The organism is Saccharothrix lopnurensis (assembly GCF_042658445.1).
In the GTDB taxonomy this organism is placed as follows: domain Bacteria; phylum Actinomycetota; class Actinomycetes; order Mycobacteriales; family Pseudonocardiaceae; genus Actinosynnema; species Actinosynnema lopnurensis.
Window position 1 is genome coordinate 21,069 of sequence record NZ_JBHSQO010000037.1, and the last position, 22,474, is coordinate 43,542.

Below are 22,474 nucleotides of genomic sequence, written 5' to 3' on the forward strand. Positions count from 1 at the left end.
TTCCTCCGGGGTGGGGTCAGCGGCGGTGGTCGGCGAGCACGCGCGGGTGAGCGGTCCGGTCGGTGGTGGTCCGGGTCGGCGCCGGTCCGGGTTGGGGGCCCAGCAGCGCGGCGAGCGCGTCCGGGTCGTGCGGGGGGAGCACCTCGCCGGTGGGCGGGAGCGGGCAGCCGCCCAGCAGGCCGGCCAGCGCGGCGACCGTGGGTGCCTCGAACACCGCTCGCGCGTCCAGCCGCGAGCCGAACTCCTCGTTGATCCGCCACACCAGGCGGGTGGCGAGCAGCGAGTGGCCGCCCAGCTCGAAGAACCCGTCGTCCACGCCGACCGCCGGCACGCCCAGCACCTCGGCGAACACCTCGGCCAGCGCGCGTTCGACGGGGGTCGGGGGCTTCCCGGAAGAGGCCGGCGGGGAAGAGGCCGGCGGGGAAGAGGCGGGTGGGGAGGAGGCGGGTACCGCACCGGGTGCCGGGACCCCGTCGCCGAGCACGTCGACCTCGCCCAGCCGCACGTCCGGGTCCGCCGTGACGGCGTCGAGCACCCGGCCCAGCCGGTCGACCAGCGACCGGGCCGCGCCCTCGTCGAACAGGTCGGTCGAGAACTCCAGGTTCACCGTCATCCGCTCGTCCTCGACCACGGCCAGCGAGAGGTCGAACCTCGCCGTGCCCATCCACGCGCCCACCGGCTCCACCTCCAGCCCCGGCAGCGCGGGACCGGGCAGGGCGGGACCCTCCGCGCCGCTCGCGTTCTGGAGCACCAGCAGCACCTGGAACAGCGGGTGCCGGGACAGCGAACGGGGCGGGTTGAGCTCCCGGACGACGCGGTCGAAGGGCACGTCCTGGTGGGCGTAGGCGGCCAGGTCGGTGTCGCGGACCCGGGCCAGCAGCTCGCGGAACGTGGGGTCGCCGGAGGTGTCGGTGCGCAGCACGAGCGTGTTGACGAAGAACCCGACCAGGTGGTCCAGGGCCTCGTCGGTGCGCCCGGCGACCAGCGAGCCGATCGGGAGGTCCGTGCCCGAGCCCAGCCGGGTGAGCAGGCCGGCCAGCGCGGCGTGCAGCACCATGAACACCGTGCTGCCGGTGGCGCCCGCCAGCGCGCGCACCGCGTCGCGCCGCCCGGCGCCGAACTCGGCCACCACCAGCCCGCCGCGTTCCGACCGGACCGCCGGTCGCGGCCGGGCGCCGGGCAGGTCCAACTGCGCGGGGGCGCCCGCCAGGGTGTCGCGCCAGAACCGCAGCTGGGTGGCGACCACGCTGCCCGGGTCGTCCTCGGCGCCCAGCACCTCGCGCTCCCACAACGCGTAGTCGGCGTAGTGGACGGGCAGCGGCGCCCAGCCCGGCGCGGCACCGGCCTTCCGGGCCCCGTAGGCGTCGGCGAGGTCGCGCAGCAGCGCCCCCTTGGACCAGCCGTCGCTGGCGATGTGGTGCAGCACGAGCACCAGCACGTGCTCCACCGGCGAGACCACGAGCAGGTGGGCGCGCAGCGGCGCCTCCACCGCCAGGTCGAACACGTGCGCGGTCAGGGCCCGCACCTCGGCGTCCACCCGGTCCGGGGCCACCGGCGCGACGGCCAGGTCCGGCGCGGCGCCCAGCACCCGCTGGACCGGCTCGCCGGCCACCACCGGGAACACCGTGCGCAGCGGCTCGTGACGGGCCACCACGTCGGCCAGGGCCGCCCGCAGTGCGGGCACGTCCACCCCGCCGCGCAGCCGCGCCGCCCAGGGCGAGTTGTGGGCCGCGCCCCCGTGCACCCGCTGGTGCGCCCACTGCCGCTGCTGCGCGTGCGACAGCGGCAGCGGCTCCGGCCGCGCCACCGGCCGCAGCGCGGGCCGGGCCCGCCCGGCGAGGGCCAGCCGGCCGGCGAGACCGCGCGGCGTGGGCTCGGTGAACAGGTCGCGGATGCCCAGCTCCACGCCCAGCGCCGCGCGCACCCGGCTGATGAGCCTGGTGGCCAGCAGCGAGTGGCCGCCCAGGGCGAAGAACCCGTCCTCCGGGCCCACCGGCGCGGGCAGCCCCAGCACCCGGGCGAACAGGCCGCACAGGATCTCCTCCTGCGGGGTCCGGGGCGTGCCGCCGGTCCCGGCCGCCGCGTAGTCCGGCGCGGGCAGCGCGGCCCGGTCCAGCTTCCCGTTGGCCGTGTACGGCAGCGCGTCCAGCACGACCACCGCCGCGGGCACCAGGTGCTCGGGCAGCCGCTCGGCCACGTGCTCCCGCACCTCGGCCGGGGACGCCCCGCCCACCACGTAGGCCACCAGCCGCCGGTCGCCCGGCCGGTCCTCGCGCACCAGGACCGCGGCGGAGGTCACCGCCGGGTGCGTCGCCACCGCGGCCCGCACCTCGGCCGGCTCCACCCGGAAACCCCGCAGCTTCACCTGCTCGTCGACCCGGCCGACGTACTCCAGCACCCCGTCGGGCCGCAGCCGCACCAGGTCGCCGGTGCGGTACATCCGCTCACCGGACCGGAACGGGTCTGCCACGAACCGCTCGGCGGTCGCGCCGGGCGCGCCCAGGTAGCCCAGCGCCAGGCCGGCGCCCGCCAGGTGCAGCTCGCCGATCCCGCCCGGCGGCACCGGCTCCAGCCGGGCGTCGAGCACGTAGCCGTGCTTGCCCGCCACCGGACGGCCGATCGGCACCGAGCGGCCCCCCTGGTCCGCCGCGGTGATCTCGTGCGCGGTGCTGTAGCCCATGCTCTCGGCCGGGCCGTAGCCGTTGGTCAGCCGCACGTGCCCGAACCCGCGCAGCGCCCTGGCCGCGTGCGCCGCCGACGCGGGCTCACCGCCGGTCATGGCGCGCCGCACGGTGGCGAACACCTCGGGGTGGCGGTCCAGCACGTGGTTGAACAGGCTCGCCGACGCCTTGAACACGGTCACGCCGTGCGCCACCACCAGCCGGGCGATGACCTCCGGGTCCGGCGGGCCCGCCGGGTGCAGCACGCACGCGCCGCCGTTGAGCAGCGGCCCGAGCAGCTCGGTGGCGAACGCGTCCCACGACACCGGCGCGGCCTGCAACCACACCTGGCCCTCGCCGAACTCCGCGTAGTCCTGGCCGGTCAGCGTGGCGACCAGGGCGCGGTGCGGCGCGAGCACGCCCTTCGGCTCGCCCGTCGAGCCGGACGTGAACATGACCAGCGCCGGGTCGCGCGGGTCCACCGCCACCGCGGGGGCGTGGCCGGGACCGGGCGCGCCCGGGTCGACCCACCGGGCGTCGACCCCGGCCGGCGGCGTGCCGACCACCACGTCCACACCCGCCCGCCGCACCGCGGCCCGCAGTCGCTCGGCGGGGAACGCGGTGTCCAGCACGGTGGCGCAGCCGCCGGCCTTGAGCACCCCGAGCAGCGCGGCGACCAGGGCCGGGCCCCGGTCCAGGTGCACCCCGACCGCGGAACCGGGCCGCACCCCGCGCCCGATGAGGTGGTGGGCGATCCGGTTCGCCCACCCGTCCAGCTCGCCGTAGGTGGTCCGGCCGTCCCCGTGGACCAGCGCGGTGGCGTCGGGTGTGCGGGCGGCCCGCGCGGCGAACAGGTCGTGCGCGCACCCCGGGACGGGGTCCTGGGCCGGCCTGGTCAGCTCTTCCCGCTCGTGCCGGTCCAGCAGCGGCAGGGAGCCGATCGGCGTGGCGGGGTCCTCCGCCGCCGCCGTGAGCAGCCGGACCAGGCGCCGACCGAACTCCGCGACGGTCTCGCGGTCGAACAGGTCGGCGGCGTAGTCCCAGTCCACCCGCAGGCCGCCCGCGGTCGGGCGCTCGCGGACGCCGAGCGTCATGTCGAACTTGACCCCGCCCGTGCCCAGCGGCACCGGCTCGACGCGCAGGCCGGGCAGCGCCGGGCCGCCCCCGCCGTCGGGGACGTGCACGAGCATGATCTGGAACAGGGGGTGCCGGGAGAGCGACCGGGGCGGGTTGAGCTCCTCGACGACCCGTTCGAACGGCACGTCCTGGTGGGCGAAGGCGGTCAGGTCGGTGTCGCGGACCCGCGTGACCAGTTCGCGGAAGGTCGGGTCGCCGGAGGTGTCGGTGCGCAGCACCAGGGTGTTGACGAAGAAGCCGACCAGCTCCTCCAGGGCCTCGTCGGCGCGGCCGGCGGCGGCCGTGCCGAACGGCACGTCCGTCCCGCCGCCGTACCGGGTCAGCAGCGCCGCCACCGCCGCCTGCACCACCATGAACAGCGTCGACCCGGTCTCGGCGGCCAGGTCGAGCAGTGCCCGGTGGACCTCCGCCGGCACCTCCGCCGACACCGAGCCGCCCCGGTTCCCGAAGACCGCCGCCCGCGGCCGGTCCGCCGGGAAGCCCACCTCGTCGGGCAGCCCGGCCAGCGCGTGCGCCCAGTGCCCGACCTGCCGGGCGAACCGGCTGTCCGGGTCGTCCGGGTCGCCCAGCACGTCCTGCTGCCAGTAGGTGTAGTCGGCGTACTGCACGGGCAGCTCCGGCAGCCGCGGCGCGCGGCCGGCCAGCCGCGCGGCGTAGGCCGCGGCCAGGTCGCCGGTCAGCGGGCCCATCGAGCCGCCGTCGCCCGCGACGTGGTGCAGCACCACCAGCAGCACGTGGTCCTCGTCGGACACCTCGAACAGCCGCGCCAGGACCGGCGGGGCGGAGGTCAGGTCGAACACGTGCCGCGCCGCCCGGTCCAGCGCCCCGGGCAGGTCCCCCTCGGCCACCGCCACCACCGGCAGCTCGGGCACGTCGCGCCGGATGTCCTGGTGGGGCTCGCCGTCGACCTCCGGGTAGGCGGTGCGCAGCACCTCGTGCCGCTCCACCACGTCGGCCAGGGCGGCGCGCAGCGCGGGCACGTCCAGCGGGCCGCGCAGCCGCAGCGCCAGCGGGATGTTGTAGACCGGACCCGGCTCGGCCCGGCTGAGGAACCACAGCCGCCGCTGGGTGAACGACAGGGGGATCTTCGCGCTCACTGGACCTCCTCCAACCGGGCCCGGCGCCGCAGCGCGGGACGGGCCTGCTCCGCTCCGCCGAGGCACGACACCAGGGCGGCCGGGGTGCGGTTCTCGAACACGGACTTGATGGACAGCTCGGCCCCGAAGGCCGACCGCACCCGGCTGATCAACCGGGTCACCAGCAGCGAGTGACCGCCGAGGGCGAAGAAGTCGTCGTCCGCGCCGACCTCGCCGTCCAGGCCCAGCACCTCGGCGAACAACCCGCACATCACCTCTTCCCGGGGGGTGCGCGGCTTGCGGCCGGCGGGCCGGTCGAGGAGGTCCGGCCGCGGCAGGGCGGCGCGGTCGAGCTTGCCGTTGGGCTTGAGCGGCAGGTGCTCCAGCAGCACGTGGGCGGAGGGCCGCAGGTGCTCCGGGAGCAGTTTCCCGGCGTGCGCCCGCAGCTCGGCCGGGTCCGGCGCACCGCCGGGTTCCGGGACGACGTAGGCGACGAGCCGTTTGTCCCCGGGTCGGTCCTCGCGGACGACGACGGCGGTGCGGCGTACCCCGGGGTGGGTGTCGAGTGCGGCTTGGACTTCGGCGGGTTCGATGCGGAAGCCGCGGATCTTGACCTGGTCGTCGGCGCGGCCGACGAATTCCAGGGTGCCGTCGTTGCGCCACTTCACCAGGTCGCCCGTGCGGTACATGCGCTCGCCGGGTTCGTAGGGGCAGGCGACGAAGCGTTCGGCGGTGAGGCCGGGTTCGCGCACGTAGCCGTGCGCGGAGCCGGTGCCGCTGACGTACAGCTCGCCGACGACGCCCGGGGCGACCGGTTCGAGCCGGTGGTCCAGCACGTAGGAGCGCTTGTGCGCCAGGGGAACGCCGATCGGCACGGTGTGACCGGCGGTGTCCTCGGGTCGCACCTGGTGGGTGCTGGTGAAGATCATGTGTTCGACGGGGCCGTAGGCGTGGACCAGGCGGACGTGCGGGTGGTCGCGCAGGACCCGGGCCACGTGCGCCGAGGACACCGCTTCGCCGCCGGTCATCACCTGCCGCAGCCGGGTGAACACCTCCGGGTACTCGTCGAGCATGAAGTTGAACAGGCTGCTGGACAGGAACACCGTGGTGATGCCGTGTTCGTCGACCAGGCGGGCGATCCGCGTGGGCTCGGGCGTCCGGCCGGGTTGCAGGACGCAGACCCCGCCGGTGAACAGCGCCCCGAACAGCTCCAGGGCGAAGGCGTCCCAGGGCATGGGCGCGCACTGCAACCACACCTGGTCGGGGCCGAAGTCGACGAAATCCTGTCCGGTCACGCTGCCGACCACGGCCCGGTGCGGGGCCACGACGCCCTTGGGCACCCCGGTGGAGCCGGAGGTGAACATCAGGAACGCCGTGTCCTCGGGCGTGACCGCGATGTCCGGTGCGGTGGCCGGCCACGCCGCGACGCGGTCGGTGTCGGTGTCGGTTTCGAGCCGCAGCACGGGCGTGCCCGCCACCAGTCCGGCGAACTCGCCGGTGGTGACCACGAGCGGCGCGGCGATCCGCTCGACCAGGTCGGCCAGCCGGTCGGGCGGGGACGCGGTGTCGAGCAGGGTGTAGCCCGCGCCGGCCTTGAGCGCCGCCAGGAGCGCCACGACCAGGTCCGTGCTCCGGTCGAGCAGGATGCCGACGAGTGCGCCGGGTCGGATGCCGTGGTCGATGAGGTGGTGGGCGAGTCGGTTGGCGGCGGTGTCGAGTTCGGCGTAGGTGGTGCGGGTGTCCTCGAAGATGAGTGCGGTGGCGTCCGGGGTGGCGGCGGCCTGCGCGGCGACGACCTCGTGGACGCACCGCCCGTCGGACGTGCCCGGGGTCCCCGACGCGGCCCCGCCGGTGAACCGGTCCCGCTCGGCGGCGGTGAGCACGTCCACCCGGCTGATCCGGGTGTCCGGGTCGGCGGCGACCGAGGCCAGCACCCCGGCGAGCCGGTCCACCAGCGCGGCGGCCGTCTCGCGGTCGACCAGGTCGGTGGCGAACTCCAGGCCGCAGCCCAGGCCGGCCGGTGCGCCCGCCGCGTCGTGCTCCTCGGTCAGGGCGAAGGTCAGGTCGAACTTGGCGGTGCCGGTGGTGACCTGCTCGACCTCCAGCTCCAGCCCGGCCTGCCCGGTCCGCGCCGCGCTGTTGTTCTGGAGCACGAACATCACCTGGAACAGCGGGTGGCCGCCCGAGGCCCGTGCCGGGTTCAGGTCCTCGACCAGGCGGTCGAAGGGGAGGTCCTGGTGGTCGTAGGCGGCCAGGTCGGTGTCCCGGACGCGGGCGAGGAGTTCGCGGAAGGTGGGGTCTCCGCTGGTGTCGGTGCGGAGTACGAGGGTGTTGACGAAGAAGCCGACGAGGTGGTCCAGGGCTTCGTCGGTGCGGCCGGCGACGGGGGTGCCCAGGGGGATGTCGGTACCCGCGCCCATCCGGTCGAGCAGGGTGGCCAACGCCGCCTGGAGCACCATGAACAGCGTGACCCCGTTGGCGCGGGCCAACTCCAGCAGCGCCGAGTGCACGTCGGCCGGCACCGACCCCAGCACCACGTCCCCGTGCCCGTCGGACCTCGGCGGGCGCGGTCGGTCGGTGGGCAGCGGCGTCTCCTCCGGCAGGCCGGCCAGAGCTTGCCGCCAGAACTCCAGTTGGCCGTCCTGGTCGTGGGCGAGCAGGTCGCGCTGCCACAGGGTGTAGTCGGCGTACTGGACGGGCAGCGGCGCCCAGCCGGGGGCGTGGCCGCCGAGGCGGGCGGTGTAGGCGGTGGTGAGGTCGTCGAGCAGGGGGTTCATCGACCAGCCGTCGGCGGCGATGTGGTGCAGCACCAGCAGGAGCACGTGCTCGTCGGGCGCCGTGCGCAGCAGGGTGGTCCGGATCGGGGCCTCGGCGGTCAGGTCGAACACGTGCCGCCCGCCGGTCCGGAGCAGCTCGTCGGCGGCGGACCCGGTGACCTCGTGCACCGGCAAGTCCGGCGGCACGCTCCCGACCGGGAGGACGACCTGGTGGGGCACGCCGTTCACGGCCGGGTAGACCGTGCGCAGCGCCTCGTGCCGGTCCACGACGTCGGCCAGGGCGGCGCGCAGCGCGTCCACGTCCAGCTCACCGCGCAGGCGGACCGCGTGCGGCACGTTGTAGGTGGCGCCACCGCCCTGGACCTGGTCGAGGAACCAGAGGCGGGCCTGGGCGGGGGACAGCGGGATGTCGTCGGGTCGGTTGGCGGGTCGCAGGGGGGTGCGGGCGGCGCGGGCGGTGTCCAGGCGTTCGGCCAGGGCCGCGGGGGTGGGTGCGTCGAAGAGGTCGCGGATGCCGATGTCCACGCCGAGTGCGGTGCGGATGCGGCTGGTGAGCTTGGCGGCGAGGAGTGAGTGTCCGCCGAGGGTGAAGAAGTCGTCGTCCAGTCCGATGCGTGCTTCCGGGAGGTCGAGCACGGCGGCGAACAGGCTGATCAGGATCTGCTCGCGGGCGGTGCGGGCCGTGCGCCGTTCGCCGCCGCTTTCTCGGGTGGGTGCGGGGAGTGCGGTGCGGTCGAGCTTGCCGTTGGGCTTGAGCGGCAGGTGCTCCAGCAGCACGTAGGCGGCGGGCCGCAGGTGCTCGGGCAGGCGGTCGGCCGCGTGGGCGCGCAGCTCCGCGGTGTCGGGCGCGGCACCGGCCTCGGGGACGACGTAGGCGACGAGTCGCCTGTCCCCGGGCCGGTCCTCGCGGACGACGACGGCGCTGCGGCGGACCGCCGGGTGGGTGTCCAGGGTGGCCGCGACCTCGGCGGGTTCGATGCGGAAGCCGCGGATCTTGACCTGCTCGTCGGCGCGACCGATGAACTCCAGGGTCTGGTCGTTGCGCCACCTGACCAGGTCACCGGTGCGGTACATGCGCGCGCCGGGCTCGAAGGGGCAGGCCACGAAGCGCTCCGCGGTGAGGCCGGGTTCGCCGGCGTAGCCGCGGGCCGAGCCGACACCGGCGACGTACAGCTCGCCGACCACACCGGGTGCGACGGGCTGGAGCCGGTCGTCGAGCACGTACGAGCGCTTGTGGGCCAGGGGGGTGCCGATCGGCACGGTGGTGCCGGTCGTGTCCTCGGGTCGCACCTGGTGGGTGCTGGTGTAGATCATGTGCTCCACCGGTCCGTAGGCGTGGACCAGGCGGACGTGCGGGAACTCGCGCAGGACGCGGGCCATGTGCGCCACCGAGACGGCCTCGCCGCCGGTCATGACCTGCCGGACCTGCCGGAACACCTCGGGGTGCTCGTCGAGCACGAAGTTGAACAGGCTCGTGGACAGGAACACCGTGGTGACGCCGTGCCGGACCACCAGGTCGGCGATGCGCGCCGGCTCGGGGGTGCGCCCGGGTTGCAGGACGCAGACCCCTCCCGTGAACAGCGCCCCGAACAGCTCCATCGCGAAGGCGTCCCAGGGCATGGGCGCGCACTGCAACCACACCTGGTCGGGGCCGAAGTCGACGAAGTCCTGACCGGTCACGCTGCCCACGAGCGCCCGGTGCGGGGCCAGCACGCCCTTCGGGATGCCGGTCGAACCGGAGGTGAACATCAGGAACGCCGCGTCGTCGGGCGTGACCGCGACGTCCGGTGCGGTGCCCGGCGCGGTGGCGATGTCCTCGGCGCCGACGAGCACCACCGGGGTGCCCGGCACGAGGCCGGCGAGGTCGGCGGCGGTGACCACGAGCGGGGCCTCGACCCGCGCCAGCAGGTCCGCGATCCGGCTCGCCGGGAAGGACGGGTCCAGCAGCGTGTAGCCCGCGCCGGCCTTGAGCACCGCGAGGAGGGCGACCACGAGGTCCGGGCCGCGCTCCAGCAGGATGCCGACGAGTGCGCCGGGTCGGATGCCCCGGTCGATGAGGTGGTGGGCGAGTCGGTTGGCGGCGGTGTCGAGTTCGGCGTAGGTCAGGCGGGTGTTGTCGAAGATGAGTGCGGTGGCGTCCGGGGTGGCCGCCGCCTGGTCCGCCACGATCCGGTGGATGACGCGCTCCTCCAGCGGCTGCTCGTGGGTCGGGGGAGAGCCGGCCGCGAGCCGGTCCCGCTCGGCGGCGGTGAGCACGTCCACCCGGCTGATCGGGGCGTCCGGGTCGGCGGTCACCGCGGCCAGGACCCGCACGAGCCGGTCGACCAGGGCGGTGGCGGTGTCGCGGTCGACCAGGTCGGTGGCGAACTCCAGCTCGCCGCCCAGGCCGGCGGGGGCGCCGGTCGCGTCGTGCTCCTCGGTCAGGGCGAAGGTCAGGTCGAACTTGGCGGTGCCGGTGGTGATCGGGCGGACCTCCAGGTCGAGACCCGGCAGGGTCGCGGTGGCCGCGCTGTTGTTCTGGAGCACGGTCATGACCTGGAACAGCGGGTGCCTGGCCGGGCTGCGGGTGGGGTTGAGCTCCTCCACGAGCCGGTCGAAGGGGAGGTCCTGGTGGTCGTAGGCGGCCAGGTCGGTGTCGCGGACGCGGGCGAGGAGTTCGGTGAAGGTGGGGTTGCCGCTGGTGTCGGTGCGGAGTACGAGGGTGTTGACGAAGAAGCCGACGAGGTGGTCCAGCGCCTCGTCGGTGCGGCCGGCGACGGGGGTGCCCAGGGGGATGTCGGTGCCCGCGCCCATCTGGGTCAGGAGGGTGGCGAATGCCGCCTGGAGGGCCATGAACAGGGTCACGCCGTTGGCGCGGGCCAGGTCGAGCAAGGCCCGGTGGACCCCGGCGGGCACCGCGATCCCCACCAGGTCGCCGCGTCCGAGGGGCGCGCCGGGGCGCGGGCGGTCGGTCGGCAGCGGGACCTCGTCGGGCAGGCCGGCCAGGGTCCGCCGCCAGAAGTCGAGCTGCTCCGCGGCCCGGTCCCCGGCGAGCAGGTCGTGTTGCCACAGGCTGTAGTCGGCGTACTGGACGGGCAGCGGCGCCCAGTCGGGGGCCTGGCCGTCGAGGCGGGCGCGGTACGCGGTGGCCAGGTCGTCCAGGAGCGGGGTCATGGACCAGCCGTCACCGGCGATGTGGTGCAGCACCAGCACCAGGACGTGGTCGTCCCCGGCCACCCGCAGCAGCTCCGCGCGCACCGGCAGGTCGGCGGTCAGGTCGAACGCCGTCCGCGCCGCCGTCCGCGCGATCCCGTCCACCTCGGCCTCGGTGACGTCCCGGGTCGGCACGGGGAGCAGCACGTCCGCCGCGGGGCGGACCACCTGCGCCGGTTCGCCGTCGACCGACGGGAACACCGTGCGCAGCGCCTCGTGCCGGTGCGCCACGTCGGTCAGCGCGGCGCGTAGCGCGTCCGCGTCGAGCGTGCCGCGCAGGCGGATCGCGTGGGCGACGTTGTAGGCCGCGTTCGCGCCCTGCAACTGGTCGAGGAACCAGAGGCGGGCCTGGGCGGGGGACAGCGGGATGTCGTCGGGTCGGTTGGCGGGTCGTAGGGGGGTGCGGGCGGCGCGGGCGGTGTCGAGCCTGGTGCTCAGCGCGGCCGGGGTGGGTGCGTCGAAGAGGTCGCGGATGCCGATGTCCACGCCGAGTGCGGTGCGGATGCGGCTGGTGAGCTTGGCGGCGAGGAGTGAGTGTCCGCCGAGGGTGAAGAAGTCGTCGTCCAGTCCGATGCGTGCTTCCGGGAGGTCGAGCACGGCGGCGAACAGGCTGGTCAGGATCTCTTCGCGGGCGGTGCGGGCGGTGCGTCGGTGGCCGCCGTCCTCGTGGGTGGGTGCGGGGAGCGCGGCGCGGTCGAGCTTGCCGTTGGGCTTGAGCGGCAGGCGTTCCAGCAGCACGTGCGCCGTGGGCCGCAGGTGGATCGGCAGCACGGCGGCCGCGTGCGCGGTAAGGGCCGCCGGCGTCAGACCGGCACCGGCCTCGGGCACGACGTAGGCGACGAGCCGTTTGTCCCCGGGTCGGTCCTCGCGGACGACGACGGCGGTGCGGCGCACTCCGGGGTGGGTGTCGAGTGCGGCTTGGACTTCGGCGGGTTCGATGCGGAAGCCGCGGATCTTGACCTGGTCGTCGGCGCGGCCGACGAATTCCAGGGTGCCGTCGCCGCGCCACTTCACCAGGTCACCCGTGCGATACATGCGGCTGCCGGGTTCGAACGGGTTGGCCACGAAGCGTTCGGCGGTCAGGCCGGGCTCACCGAGGTAGCCGTGCGCGGAGCCGATCCCGCTGACGTACAGCTCGCCCACCGCGCCGGGCGCGGTCAGGCGCAGCCGCTCGTCCAGGACGTAGGAGCGCTTGTGCGCCAGCGGGATGCCCACGGGCACGGTCGTCGCGCCGGCGGTGACGTCCTCGGGCCGCACCTGGTGGCAGCTGGTGTAGATCATGTGCTCCACCGGTCCGTAGGCGTGGACCAGGCGGACGTGCGGGAACTCGCGCAGCACCCGGGCCATGTGCGCCACGGACACCGCTTCGCCGCCGGTCATGACCTGCCGGACCTGCCGGAACACCTCGGGGTGCTCGTCGAGCACGAAGTTGAACAGGCTGGTGGACAGGAACACGGTCGTGATGCCGTGTTCGTCGACCAGCCGGGCGATCCGGGCAGGCTCCGGAGTGGGACCGGGTTGCAGGACGCAGACCCCGCCCGTGAACAGCGCGCCGAACAGCTCCATCGCGATGGCGTCCCAGGGCATCGGGGCGCACTGCAACCACACCTGGTCGGGGCCGAAGTCGACGAAGTCCTGTCCGGTGACGCTGCCGACCACGGCCCGGTGCGGGGCCAGCACGCCCTTGGGCACCCCGGTGGAGCCGGAGGTGAACATCAGGCAGGCGGCGTCGTCGGGGGTGACGTCCACGGCGGGCGCGGTGCCGGGCATCGCCGCGACGCGGTCGGCGCCGACGAGCACCGCCGAGGTGCCCGGCACCAGGTCGGCGAGGTGCTCGGCGGTGACCACGAGCGGCGCGGAGGTGCGCGCCAGCAGGTCCGCGAGCCGGTTCGGCGGGAAGCCGGGGTCGAGCAGGGTGTAGCCCGCGCCGGCCTTGAGCACCGCCAGCACGGCCACGACCATGTTCGGACCCCGGTCGAGCAGGATGCCGACGAGTGCGCCGGGTCGGATGCCCCGGTCGATGAGGTGGTGGGCGAGTCGGTTGGCGGCGGTGTCGAGTTCGGCGTAGGTCAGGCGGGTGTTGTCGAAGATGAGTGCGGTGGCGTCCGGGGTGGCCGCCGCCTGGTCTGCCACGATCCGGTGAATGACGCGCTCGTCGGCCACCCGCCCGGGGCCGCTCACCGAACCGCCCGCGAGCCGGTCCCGCTCGGCGGCGGTGAGCACGTCCACCCGGCTGAGGGGGGTGGCGGGGTCGGCGGCCACGGCGGTCAGGACGGCGGTGAGCCGGTCGACCAGCGCGGCGGCGGTGTCGTGGTCGAACAGCGCCGTGGCGAACTCCAGGTCGCCGGCCAGGCCGGCGGGCGCGCCGGCCGCGTCGTGCCGCTCGGCCACGCTGAAGGTGAGGTCGAACTTGGCGGTGCCGGTGGTGATCGGGCTGACCTCCAGCTCCACCCCCGGCAGGGACGCGGTGGTGTCGGCGTTGTTCTGCACCACGAACGCGACCTGGAACAGCGGGTGCTTGGCGGGGTCGCGCACCGGGTTCAGGTCCTCGACCAGGCGGTCGAAGGGCAGGTCCTGGTGGTCGTAGGCGGCCAGGTCGGTGTCGCGGACGCGGGCCAGCAGCTCGGTGAAGGTCGGGTCGCCGGAGGTGTCGGTGCGCAGCACCAGGGTGTTGACGAAGAACCCGACCAGCCGGTCCAGCGCCTCGTCGGTGCGCCCGGCGACCGGGGTGCCCAGCGGGATGTCGGTGCCCGCGCCCATCCTGGTGAGCAGGGACGCTAGTGCCGCCTGGAGCACCATGAACAGCGTGACCCCGTTGGCGCGGGCCAGTTCCAGCAGCGCGGCGTGCAGCCCCGCGTCCAGCCTGATCCCGACCAGCTCGCCGTGCCCGTCGGACCTCGGCGGGCGCGGGCGGTCGGTCGGCAGCGGGACCTCGTCGGGCAGGCCGGCCAGGGTCCGCCGCCAGAAGTCGAGCTGGTCGTGGGTGAGCAGGTCGCGCTGCCACAGGGTGTAGTCGGCGTACTGGACCGGGAGCGGCGCCCAGCCCGGCGCGGTCCCGTCCAGGCGGGCGGTGTAAGCGGTGGCCAGGTCGTCGAGCAGGGGGTTCATCGACCAGCCGTCACCGGCGATGTGGTGCAGCACCAGCACCAGGACGTGCTCGTCCCCGGCCACCCGCACCAGGCTCGCGCGCACCGGCGGTTCGGCGGTCAGGTCGAAGGTGTGCCGGGCGCCGGCCCGGACCAGCTCGTCGGCGGCCGACCCGGTGGCCTCGTGCACCGGCAGCTCCGGCACGGCGTCGCCGACCGGGAGGACGACCTGCCGGGGCTCGCCGTTCACCTCCGGGTAGACCGTGCGCAGCGCCTCGTGCCGGTCGACCACGTCGGCCAGGGCGGCGCGCAGCGCGTCCGCGTCGAGCGTGCCGCGCAGGCGGATCGCGTGGGCGACGTTGTAGGCCGCGTTCGCGCCCTGCAACTGGTCGAGGAACCACAGCCGGGCCTGGGCCGGTGACAGCGGCACCTCGTCCGGCCGGGACGCCGGGACCAGCGCGGGACGGGTGGCCGCCCGGCGGTCCAGGCGGGTGCTCAGCGCGGCCGGGGTGGGCGCGTCGAACAGGTCGCGGATGCCGATCTCCGCGCCCAGGGCGGTGCGCAGGCGGCTGATGAGCCTGGCGGCGAGCAGGGAGTGACCGCCGAGGGCGAAGAAGTCGTCGTCGGCGCCGATCCGGTCCTCCGGCAGGTCCAGCACGGCGGCGAACAGGCCGACCACGATCTCCTCGCGGGTGGTGCGCGGTGCGCGCCGCTCGGCCGCGACCACCTGCGGCGCGGGCAGGGCGGCGCGGTCGAGCTTGCCGTTCGGGTTGAGCGGCAGGTGCTCCAGCAGCACGTGGGCGGCGGGCCGCAGGTGCTGGGGCAGCAGGGCCGCGGCGTGGGCGCCGAGGGCCGCCGGCGTCAGACCGGCACCGGCCTCGGGCACGACGTAGGCGACGAGCCGTTTGTCCCCGGGTCGGTCCTCGCGGACGACGACGGCGGTGCGGCGCACTCCGGGGTGGGTGTCGAGTGCGGCTTGGACTTCGGCGGGTTCGATGCGGAAGCCGCGGATCTTGACCTGGTCGTCGGCGCGGCCGACGAATTCCAGGGTGCCGTCGTTGCGCCACTTCACCAGGTCGCCCGTGCGGTACATGCGCTCGCCGGGTTCGAACGGGCAGGCCACGAACCGCTCCGCGGTCAGGCCGGGTTCGCCCACGTAGCCGTGCGCGGAGCCGGTGCCGCTGACGTACAGCTCGCCGACCACGCCCGGGGCGACCGGTTCGAGCCGGCGGTCCAGCACGTAGGAGCGCTTGCCCGCCAACGGGGTGCCGATCGGCACCGTGTGACCGGCGGTGTCCTCCGCCCGGACGTCGTGGGTGCTGGTGTAGATCATGTGCTCGACCGGGCCGTAGGCGTGGACCAGTCGCACGCGCGGGTGGTCGCGCAGGACCCGGGCCACGTGCGCCGCCGACACGGCCTCGCCGCCGGTCATCACGTGGCGCAGCCGGTCGAAGACCGCGGGGTGCTCGTCGAGCATGAAGTTGAACAGGCTGGTGGACAGGAACACGGTCGTGACGCCGTGTTCGACGACCAGCCGGGCGATCCGGGCCGGCTCCGGGACCGAGCCGGGTTGCAGCACGCACACCGCGCCGGACAGCAGCGCGCCGAACAGCTCCAGCGCGAACCCGTCCCACGGCAGCGGCGCGCACTGCAACCACACCTGGTCGGGCGCGGGGTCCAGGTAGTCCTGGCCGACGAGGGTCCGCACGATCGAGCGGTGCGGGGCCAGCACGCCCTTGGGCTTGCCGGTGGAGCCGGAGGTGAAGATGACGCACGCGGGCGAGGCGGGGTCGACGACCACCCCGGGCGCGTCGGCGGGCAGGCCGCCGAGGTCCGCGCCGAGGTCGACGAACCGCACGGGCGGCGGCGAGTCGGCCGCGCCGAGGTGCTCCGCCCCGGCCGCGTCGGTGATCACGGCCACCGCGTCGGCGGCGCGCAGGACCGCGGCCACCCGGTTCGGCGGGAACGCGGGGTCGAGCAGGGTGTAGCCCGCGCCGGCCTTGAGCGCCGCGAGGATCGCCACGACCAGCCCGGGGCCCCGATCCAGCAGGACGCCGACGAGCGCGCCGGGTCGGACGCCCCGGTCGATGAGGTGGTGGGCGAGGCGGTTGGCGGCGGTGTCCAGCTCGGCGTAGGTCAGGCGGGTGTCCTCGAAGACCACGGCGGTGGCGTCGGGGCGCTCCGCCGCCCGCGCCGCGATCACCTCGTGGACGCAGCGCTCGTCGACCACCCGCGCTGGGTCGACGACCGGACCGCCCGCGAGCCGGTCCCGTTCGGCGGCGGTGAGCACGTCCACCCGGCTGATCCGGGTGTCCGGGTCGGCGGTGACGGTGGTCAGGACGGCGGTGAGCCGGTCGACCAGCGCGGCGGCGGTGTCGTGGTCGAACAGGGTGGTGGCGAACTCCAGGTCACCGGTCAGCCCGGCGGGCGCGCCGGCCGCGTCGTGCCGCTCGGCCACGCTCAGGGTCAGGTCGAACTTGGCGGTGCCGGTGGTGACCGGGGCGACCTCCACCGCCAGGCCGGGCAGCTCGGGCCGCGCGTCCGCGTTGTTCTGCACCACGAACGCGACCTGGAACAGCGGGTGCTTCGCCTGGTCGCGCACCGGGTTCAGCTCCTCCACCAGCCGGTCGAAGGGCAGGTCCTGGTGGTCGAAGGCGGCGAGGTCGAACTCCCGGACCCGGGCCAGCAGCTCGCGGAAGGTGGGGTCTCCGCTGGTGTCGGTGCGCAGCACCAGGGTGTTGACGAAGAACCCGACGAGGCGGTCCAGGGCTTCGTCGGTGCGTCCGGCCACCGGGGTGCCCAGGGGGATGTCGGTACCCGCGCCCATCCTGGTCAGGAGGGTCGCGAACGCCGCCTGCACCACCATGAACAGCGTGGACCCGTTGGCGCGGGCCAGTTCCAGCAGCGCGGCGTGCAGCTCCGGGCCCAGGGCGATCTCCATCCGGTTCCCGGGACCGGCCTCGGCGGACCGCGGTCGGTCGGTGGGCAGCGGCGCCTCCTCGGGCAGCCCGGCCAGGGTCCGCCGCCAGAAGTCGAGCTGGTCGGCCTGGACCTGGTCGAGCAGCTCGCGCTGCCACAGCGCGTAGTCGGCGTACTGGACGGGCAGCGGTGTCCGGTCGGGAGCGGTGCCGCCGGCGAGCCGGGCCCGGTAGGCGGTGGCGAGGTCGTCGAGCAGGGGGTTCATCGACCAGCCGTCGGCGGCGATGTGGTGCAGCACCAGCAGGAGCACGTGCTCGTCGGGCGAGATCCGCAGCAGGCTCGCGCGCACCGGGGGCTCGGCGGTCAGGTCGAAGGCGTGCCGGGCGCCCGCCCGCACCGCCGCGTCCACACCGGACGGTCCGACCTCCAGCACCGGCAGCCCGACGTCGTGGGCCGGCCGCACGACCTGCCGCGGCACGCCGTCCACCGCGGGGAACACCGTGCGCAGCGCCTCGTGCCGGTCGACCACGTCGGCCAGGGCCGCGCGCAGCGCGTCCGCGTCCAGCTCGCCGCGCAACCGCACGGTGTGGGCGACGTTGTAGGTGGCGCCGGGTCCGCTCAACTGGTCGAGGAACCAGAGGCGGGCCTGGGCGGGGGACAGCGGGATGTCGTCGGGTCGGTCGGCGGGTCGCAGGGGGGTGCGGGCGGCGCGGGCGGTGTCGAGGCGTTCGGTCAGGGCCGCGGGGGTGGGCGCGTCGAACAGGTCGCGCACCCCGATCTCGGCGTTCAGCGCGCCCCGGACGCGGCCGATCAGCCTGGCCGCCAGCAGCGAGTGCCCGCCGAGGTCGAAGAAGGCGTCGTCCAGGCCCACGGCGTCCTCCGCCAGCCCCAGCACGTCGGCGAACAGGCCGACCACGAGCTGCTCGCGCACCGTGCGCGGCCGGCGGCGGCCCTCGACGGCCACGGCGGCGCCCGGCGCGGGCAGCGCCTTGCGGTCCAGCTTGCCGTTGGGGGTCAGCGGGAGGGCGTCGAGCAGCACGTAGGCGCCGGGCCGCAGGTGCTCGGGCAGCAGCGCGACCGCGTGGGCGCGCAGCGCCGCCACGTCGAGCCCGGTGCCCGGCTCCGGCACGACGTAGCCGACCAGCCGCTTGTCGCCGGGCCGGTCCTCGCGCACCACGACCGCCGCCTGCCGGACGTCCGGGTGCCGCTCCACCGCGGTGCGGACCTCGGCCGGCTCGACCCGGAAACCGCGGATCTTGACCTGGTCGTCGACGCGGCCGAGGAAGTCCAGGCCGCCGTCGGCGCGCCACCTCACCAGGTCGCCGGTGCGGTACATGCGCGTGCCCGGCTCGAAGGGGTTGGCCACGAACCGCTCGGCGGTCGCGCCGGGCGCGCCGAGGTAGCCGTGCGCCAGGCCGCCGGTCATGTACGCCTCGCCGGGCACGCCCACGGGCACCGGGTTCAGCCGCCGGTCGAGCACGTAGACGCGCTTGCCCGCGATCGGCGCGCCGACCGGCACGGTGGCCAGGGCGGTGTCGGCGGAGGTGATCCGCCGGCACAGCGTGAAGATCATGTTCTCGACCGGCGAGTAGCCGTTGACCAGCCGCAGGCCGGGGTGGCGCGCCAGCAGCTCCCGCACGTGCGCCACGGAGGCGGGCTCGCCGCCGGTCATCAGCTGCCGCACGCCCCGCAGCGCGGCGGGCTGCTCGTCGACGAGGTGGTTGAGCAGGCTCGCGGACAGGTGCGCGGTGGTCACACCCCGCTCGACCAGCAGGCGCGCGATCACGGCGGGATCGGTGACGTGGCCGGGTTGCAGCACGCAGGTCGCGCCGTGCAGCAGCGGACCGAACAGCTCCAGGGCGAAGGCGTCCCAGGAGACCGGCGAGCACTGGAGCCACACCTCGCCGGGGGCGAAGTCCACGTAGTCCTGACCGGTCAGCGTGGCCACCAGCCCCTGGTGGGTGCCCAGGACGCCCTTGGGCTCGCCGGTGGAGCCGGAGGTGAACATCACGCACGCCACGTCCGCGGGGTCCACGGCGACGTCGGGCGCGGTCCCCGGGTGCGCGGCGCCCGCCCGGGGATCGACCGCGGTGACGCCGGGCAGAGTCCGCCCCCGGTCGCACACCACGTGCCGCAGGCCCGCCGACCGGGCCACGGCGGTCAGCCGCTCGACCGGGAACCTCGGGTCCAGTGCGGTGTAGGCGGCACCGGTCTTGAGCACCGCCAGCACCGCCACCACCAGGTCGACGTCGCGGTCCAGCAGCACGCCCACCACGTCGCCGGGGAGCACCCCGAGGTCGACCAGGTGGTGCGCCAGCCGGTTGGCGGCGGCGTCGAGCCCGGCGTAGTCGACCCGGGTCGTGCCGGACACCAGGGCCACGGCGCCGGGCGTGCGGCGCGCCTGCTCGGCGACCAGCTCGTGCGCGCAGCGGGGAGTGGCGTCGGGCCCGCCGTTCCACGTCACCAGGAGGCGCTCGCGCTCCTCGGCGTCGAGCAGCTCCACGGCGGTGATCGGCGTGCCGGGGTCGGCGGCGACCGCCGCGAGCAGCCGGGCCAGGGCGGTGGCGAACCGCTCCGCGGTGGCGCGGTCGAACAGGTCCGTCGCGTACTTGACCGCGCCGGTGATCCCGTCGGCGGTCTCGGTGACGTCGATCGTCAGGTCGAACTTGGCCACGTCCAGGTCCACCACCCGGTGCTCGGTGCGCAGGCCCGGGAACCCCGCCTCGACGGGAGGGGTGTTCTGGAGCACCAGCATGACCTGGAACAGCGGGTGGCGGGACAGCGAGCGGGCCGGGTTGAGCTCCTCCACGAGGCGGTCGAAGGGGAGGTCCTGGTGGTCGTAGGCGGCCAGGTCGGTGTCCCTGACCCTGGCGAGGAGTTCGGTGAAGGTCGGGTCTCCGCTGGTGTCGGTGCGGAGCACGAGGGTGTTGACGAAGAAGCCGACCAGCTCGTCCAGGGCCTCGTCCGACCGCCCGGCCACCGGGCTGCCGATCGCCAGGTCCGTGCCCGCGCCCAACCGGGTGAGCAGGGCGGCCACGCCGGCGTGCAGCACCATGAACAGCGTGGTGCCGGTGCGCCCGGCCAGCTCGCGCAGCTCCCGGCGCAGCCCGGCGCCCAGCTCCAGCGGCACGACGCCGCCGTGCGCGCCGCGCGTCGCGGAGCGCGGCCGGTCGGCGGGCGGGGTGGACTCCTCGGGCAGCCCGGCCAGCGCCCCTCGCCAGTACCGCGACTGCGCGTCGAGCGCGTGGTCCAGCGCGGCGCGCTCCCACAGCGCGTAGTCCGCGTACTGCACGGGCAGCGGCGCCCAGCCGGGGGCGTGGCCGTCGAGGCGGGCGCGGTAGGCGGTGGCGAGGTCGCGCAGCAGCGGCGTGGTGGACCAGCCGTCGCCCGCGATGTGGTGCAGCACCAGCAGCAGGACGTGGTCGTCGGCCGCGAGCCGCAGCAGGTGGGCGCGCAGCGGCGGTTCGTCGGCCAGCGCGAAGGGGACCGAGGCCAGCTCGCGCACGAGCGGCGCCAGGCCCTCCTCGGTGGTCTCGTGGGTGCGCCAGGCGGGGGTGACGGCCTCCAGCACCCGCTGCGCGGGCTCGCCGGCCACGACCGGGAACACCGTGCGCAGCGCCTCGTGCCGGTCCACCACGTCGGTCAGCGCCGCGCGCAGCGCGTCGGGCCGCAGGTCGCCGCGCAGCCGCAGGGTCACCGGGACCGCGTAGGTGGCGCCGCCCTCGACCTGGTCGAGGAACCACAGCCGGGACTGGGCGAAGGACAGGGGCAGCACGTCGGGCCGCCGCGCCGGCACCAGCGGGGGCCGGGCGGTGGCGGCCGAGCCGAGCGCGGCGGCCAGCGCCCGGGGCGTGCGGAGGGTGAACACGTCGGCGACGCGCAGTTCCACCCCGAGCGCGGCGCGCACCCGGCTGACGAGGGTGGCGACCAGCAGCGAGTGGCCGCCCAGGTCCAGGAAGTCGTCCTCGGCGCCCACCGAAGGCAGGCCCAGCACGTCGGCGAACAGCCCGCACAGCGCCTCCTCGCGGGCGGTGCGCGGCGCACTGTCCGAAGTAGACCCGAAGGTCGGCGCGGGCAGCGCCCTGCGGTCCAGCTTGCCGGTGGCGGTCAGCGGCAGCGCGTCCAGCACCACCACGGCGGAGGGCACCAGGTGCTCGGGCAGCAGCCCGGCCACGTGCGCCCGCACGTCGGCCGGCTCCGCGTCGCCCACCACGTAGCCCACCAGGCGCTTGTCGCCGGGCCGGTCCTCGCGCACCACGACCGCCGCCTGCCGCACCCGCGGGTGCGCGGTCAGCGCGGCCTGCACCTCGGCGGGCTCCACCCGGAAGCCGCGGATCTTGACCTGGTCGTCGGCGCGGCCCAGGAACTCCACCGCGCCGTCCTCGCGCACCCGCCCCAGGTCGCCGGTGCGGTACATGCGCTCGCCGGGGTGCGCCGGGTCCGCGACGAACCGCTGGGCGGTCAGCGCCGGCTGCCCCAGGTAGCCGTGGGCCAGGCCGGTGCCGCCCATGTAGATCTCGCCGGTCTCCCCGTCGGGCACCGGCCGCAGGTCGGGGCCGAGCACCACGGCCCGCTTGCCCGCCAGCGGCCTGCCCACCGGGACCGACGGCCGGCGGGCGTCCTCGGGCCGGATGTCGTGGCACAGCGTGAAGATCATGTTCTCCACGGGGGAGTAGCCGTTGACCAGCCGCAGCCCGGGGTGCCGGTCGAGCAGCCGCGCGACGTGGTGGGTCGAGGCGGCCTCGCCGCCGGTCATCAGCACGCGCAGCCCGGCGAACGCCTCCGGGTGCTCGTCGACCAGGAAGTTCAGCAGGCTCGCGGAGACGTGCGCGGTGGTCACCCGGTGCTCGACCAGCAGCCGGGCGATGACGGCGGGCTCGGGCGCCTCGCCGGGCTGGAGCACGCACGTGCCGCCGTGCAGCAGCGCGCCGAACAGCTCCAGCGCGAAGGCGTCCCAGGAGACCGGCGAGCACTGGAGCCACACCTCGTCGGCGGCGAAGCGGGCGTAGTCCTGCCCGGACAGCGTGCCGACCAGGGCCCGGTGCGGGGCCACGACGCCCTTGGGCTCGCCGGTGGAGCCGGAGGTGAACATGACGCACGCGACGTCCTCGGGCGACACCGCCACACCCGGTGCGCCGGTCGGTGCGGCGAGGTGCCCAGAGGTGGTCGGGGCGGAGGTGGTCGGGGCGGGGGTGGTCGGGGCGGTGGTTGCCGGGTCGGTGCTGGTCGGGCCGGCGGTGGTGAAACCGGTGAAGGGCCCGTCGTCCTCGCACACCACCACCCGGACACCGGCCCGCTCGCACACCGCGGTCAGCCGCGCGGCGGGGAAGCGCGGGTCGAGCACCGTGTACGCGCCACCCGCCTTGAGCACCGCGAGGACCGCGAGGACCAGCTCCACCCCGCGCGGCAGGCACACACCCACGACGTCACCGGGCCGCGTGCCCAGCCCGAGCAGGTGGTGGGCCAGCCGGTCGGCGCGGGCGTCCAGCTCGGCGTAGGTCACCCGCTCGGTCCCGCTGATCAGCGCGGTCGCGCCGGGGGTCAGCCCGGCCTGCCGGGCGAACAGCTCGTGCGTGCCCGGCAGGGCCACGTCGTTCGGGTGTGTGGTGGTCACCGCAACCAGCTCC

The 22,474-nt window shown here is 75.4% G+C and carries 2 protein-coding genes; both read right to left on the reverse strand.

Annotation, left to right across the window (positions count from 1 at the left end; genetic code table 11):
- Positions 1-16: 16 nt before the first annotated feature.
- Entirely contained in the window at positions 17-4,894 is a 4,878-nt protein-coding gene (locus ACFP3R_RS27630; RefSeq protein ID WP_380639874.1) for an amino acid adenylation domain-containing protein, read from the reverse strand.
- The gene (locus tag ACFP3R_RS27635; RefSeq protein WP_380639876.1) at positions 4,891-22,461 is read right to left on the reverse strand and encodes a non-ribosomal peptide synthase/polyketide synthase; all 17,571 of its coding nucleotides are present in this window, start codon (positions 22,459-22,461) and stop codon (positions 4,891-4,893) included. Before ACFP3R_RS27635 ends, ACFP3R_RS27630 begins: the two co-directional genes overlap by 4 nt.
- Positions 22,462-22,474 lie beyond the last annotated feature (13 nt).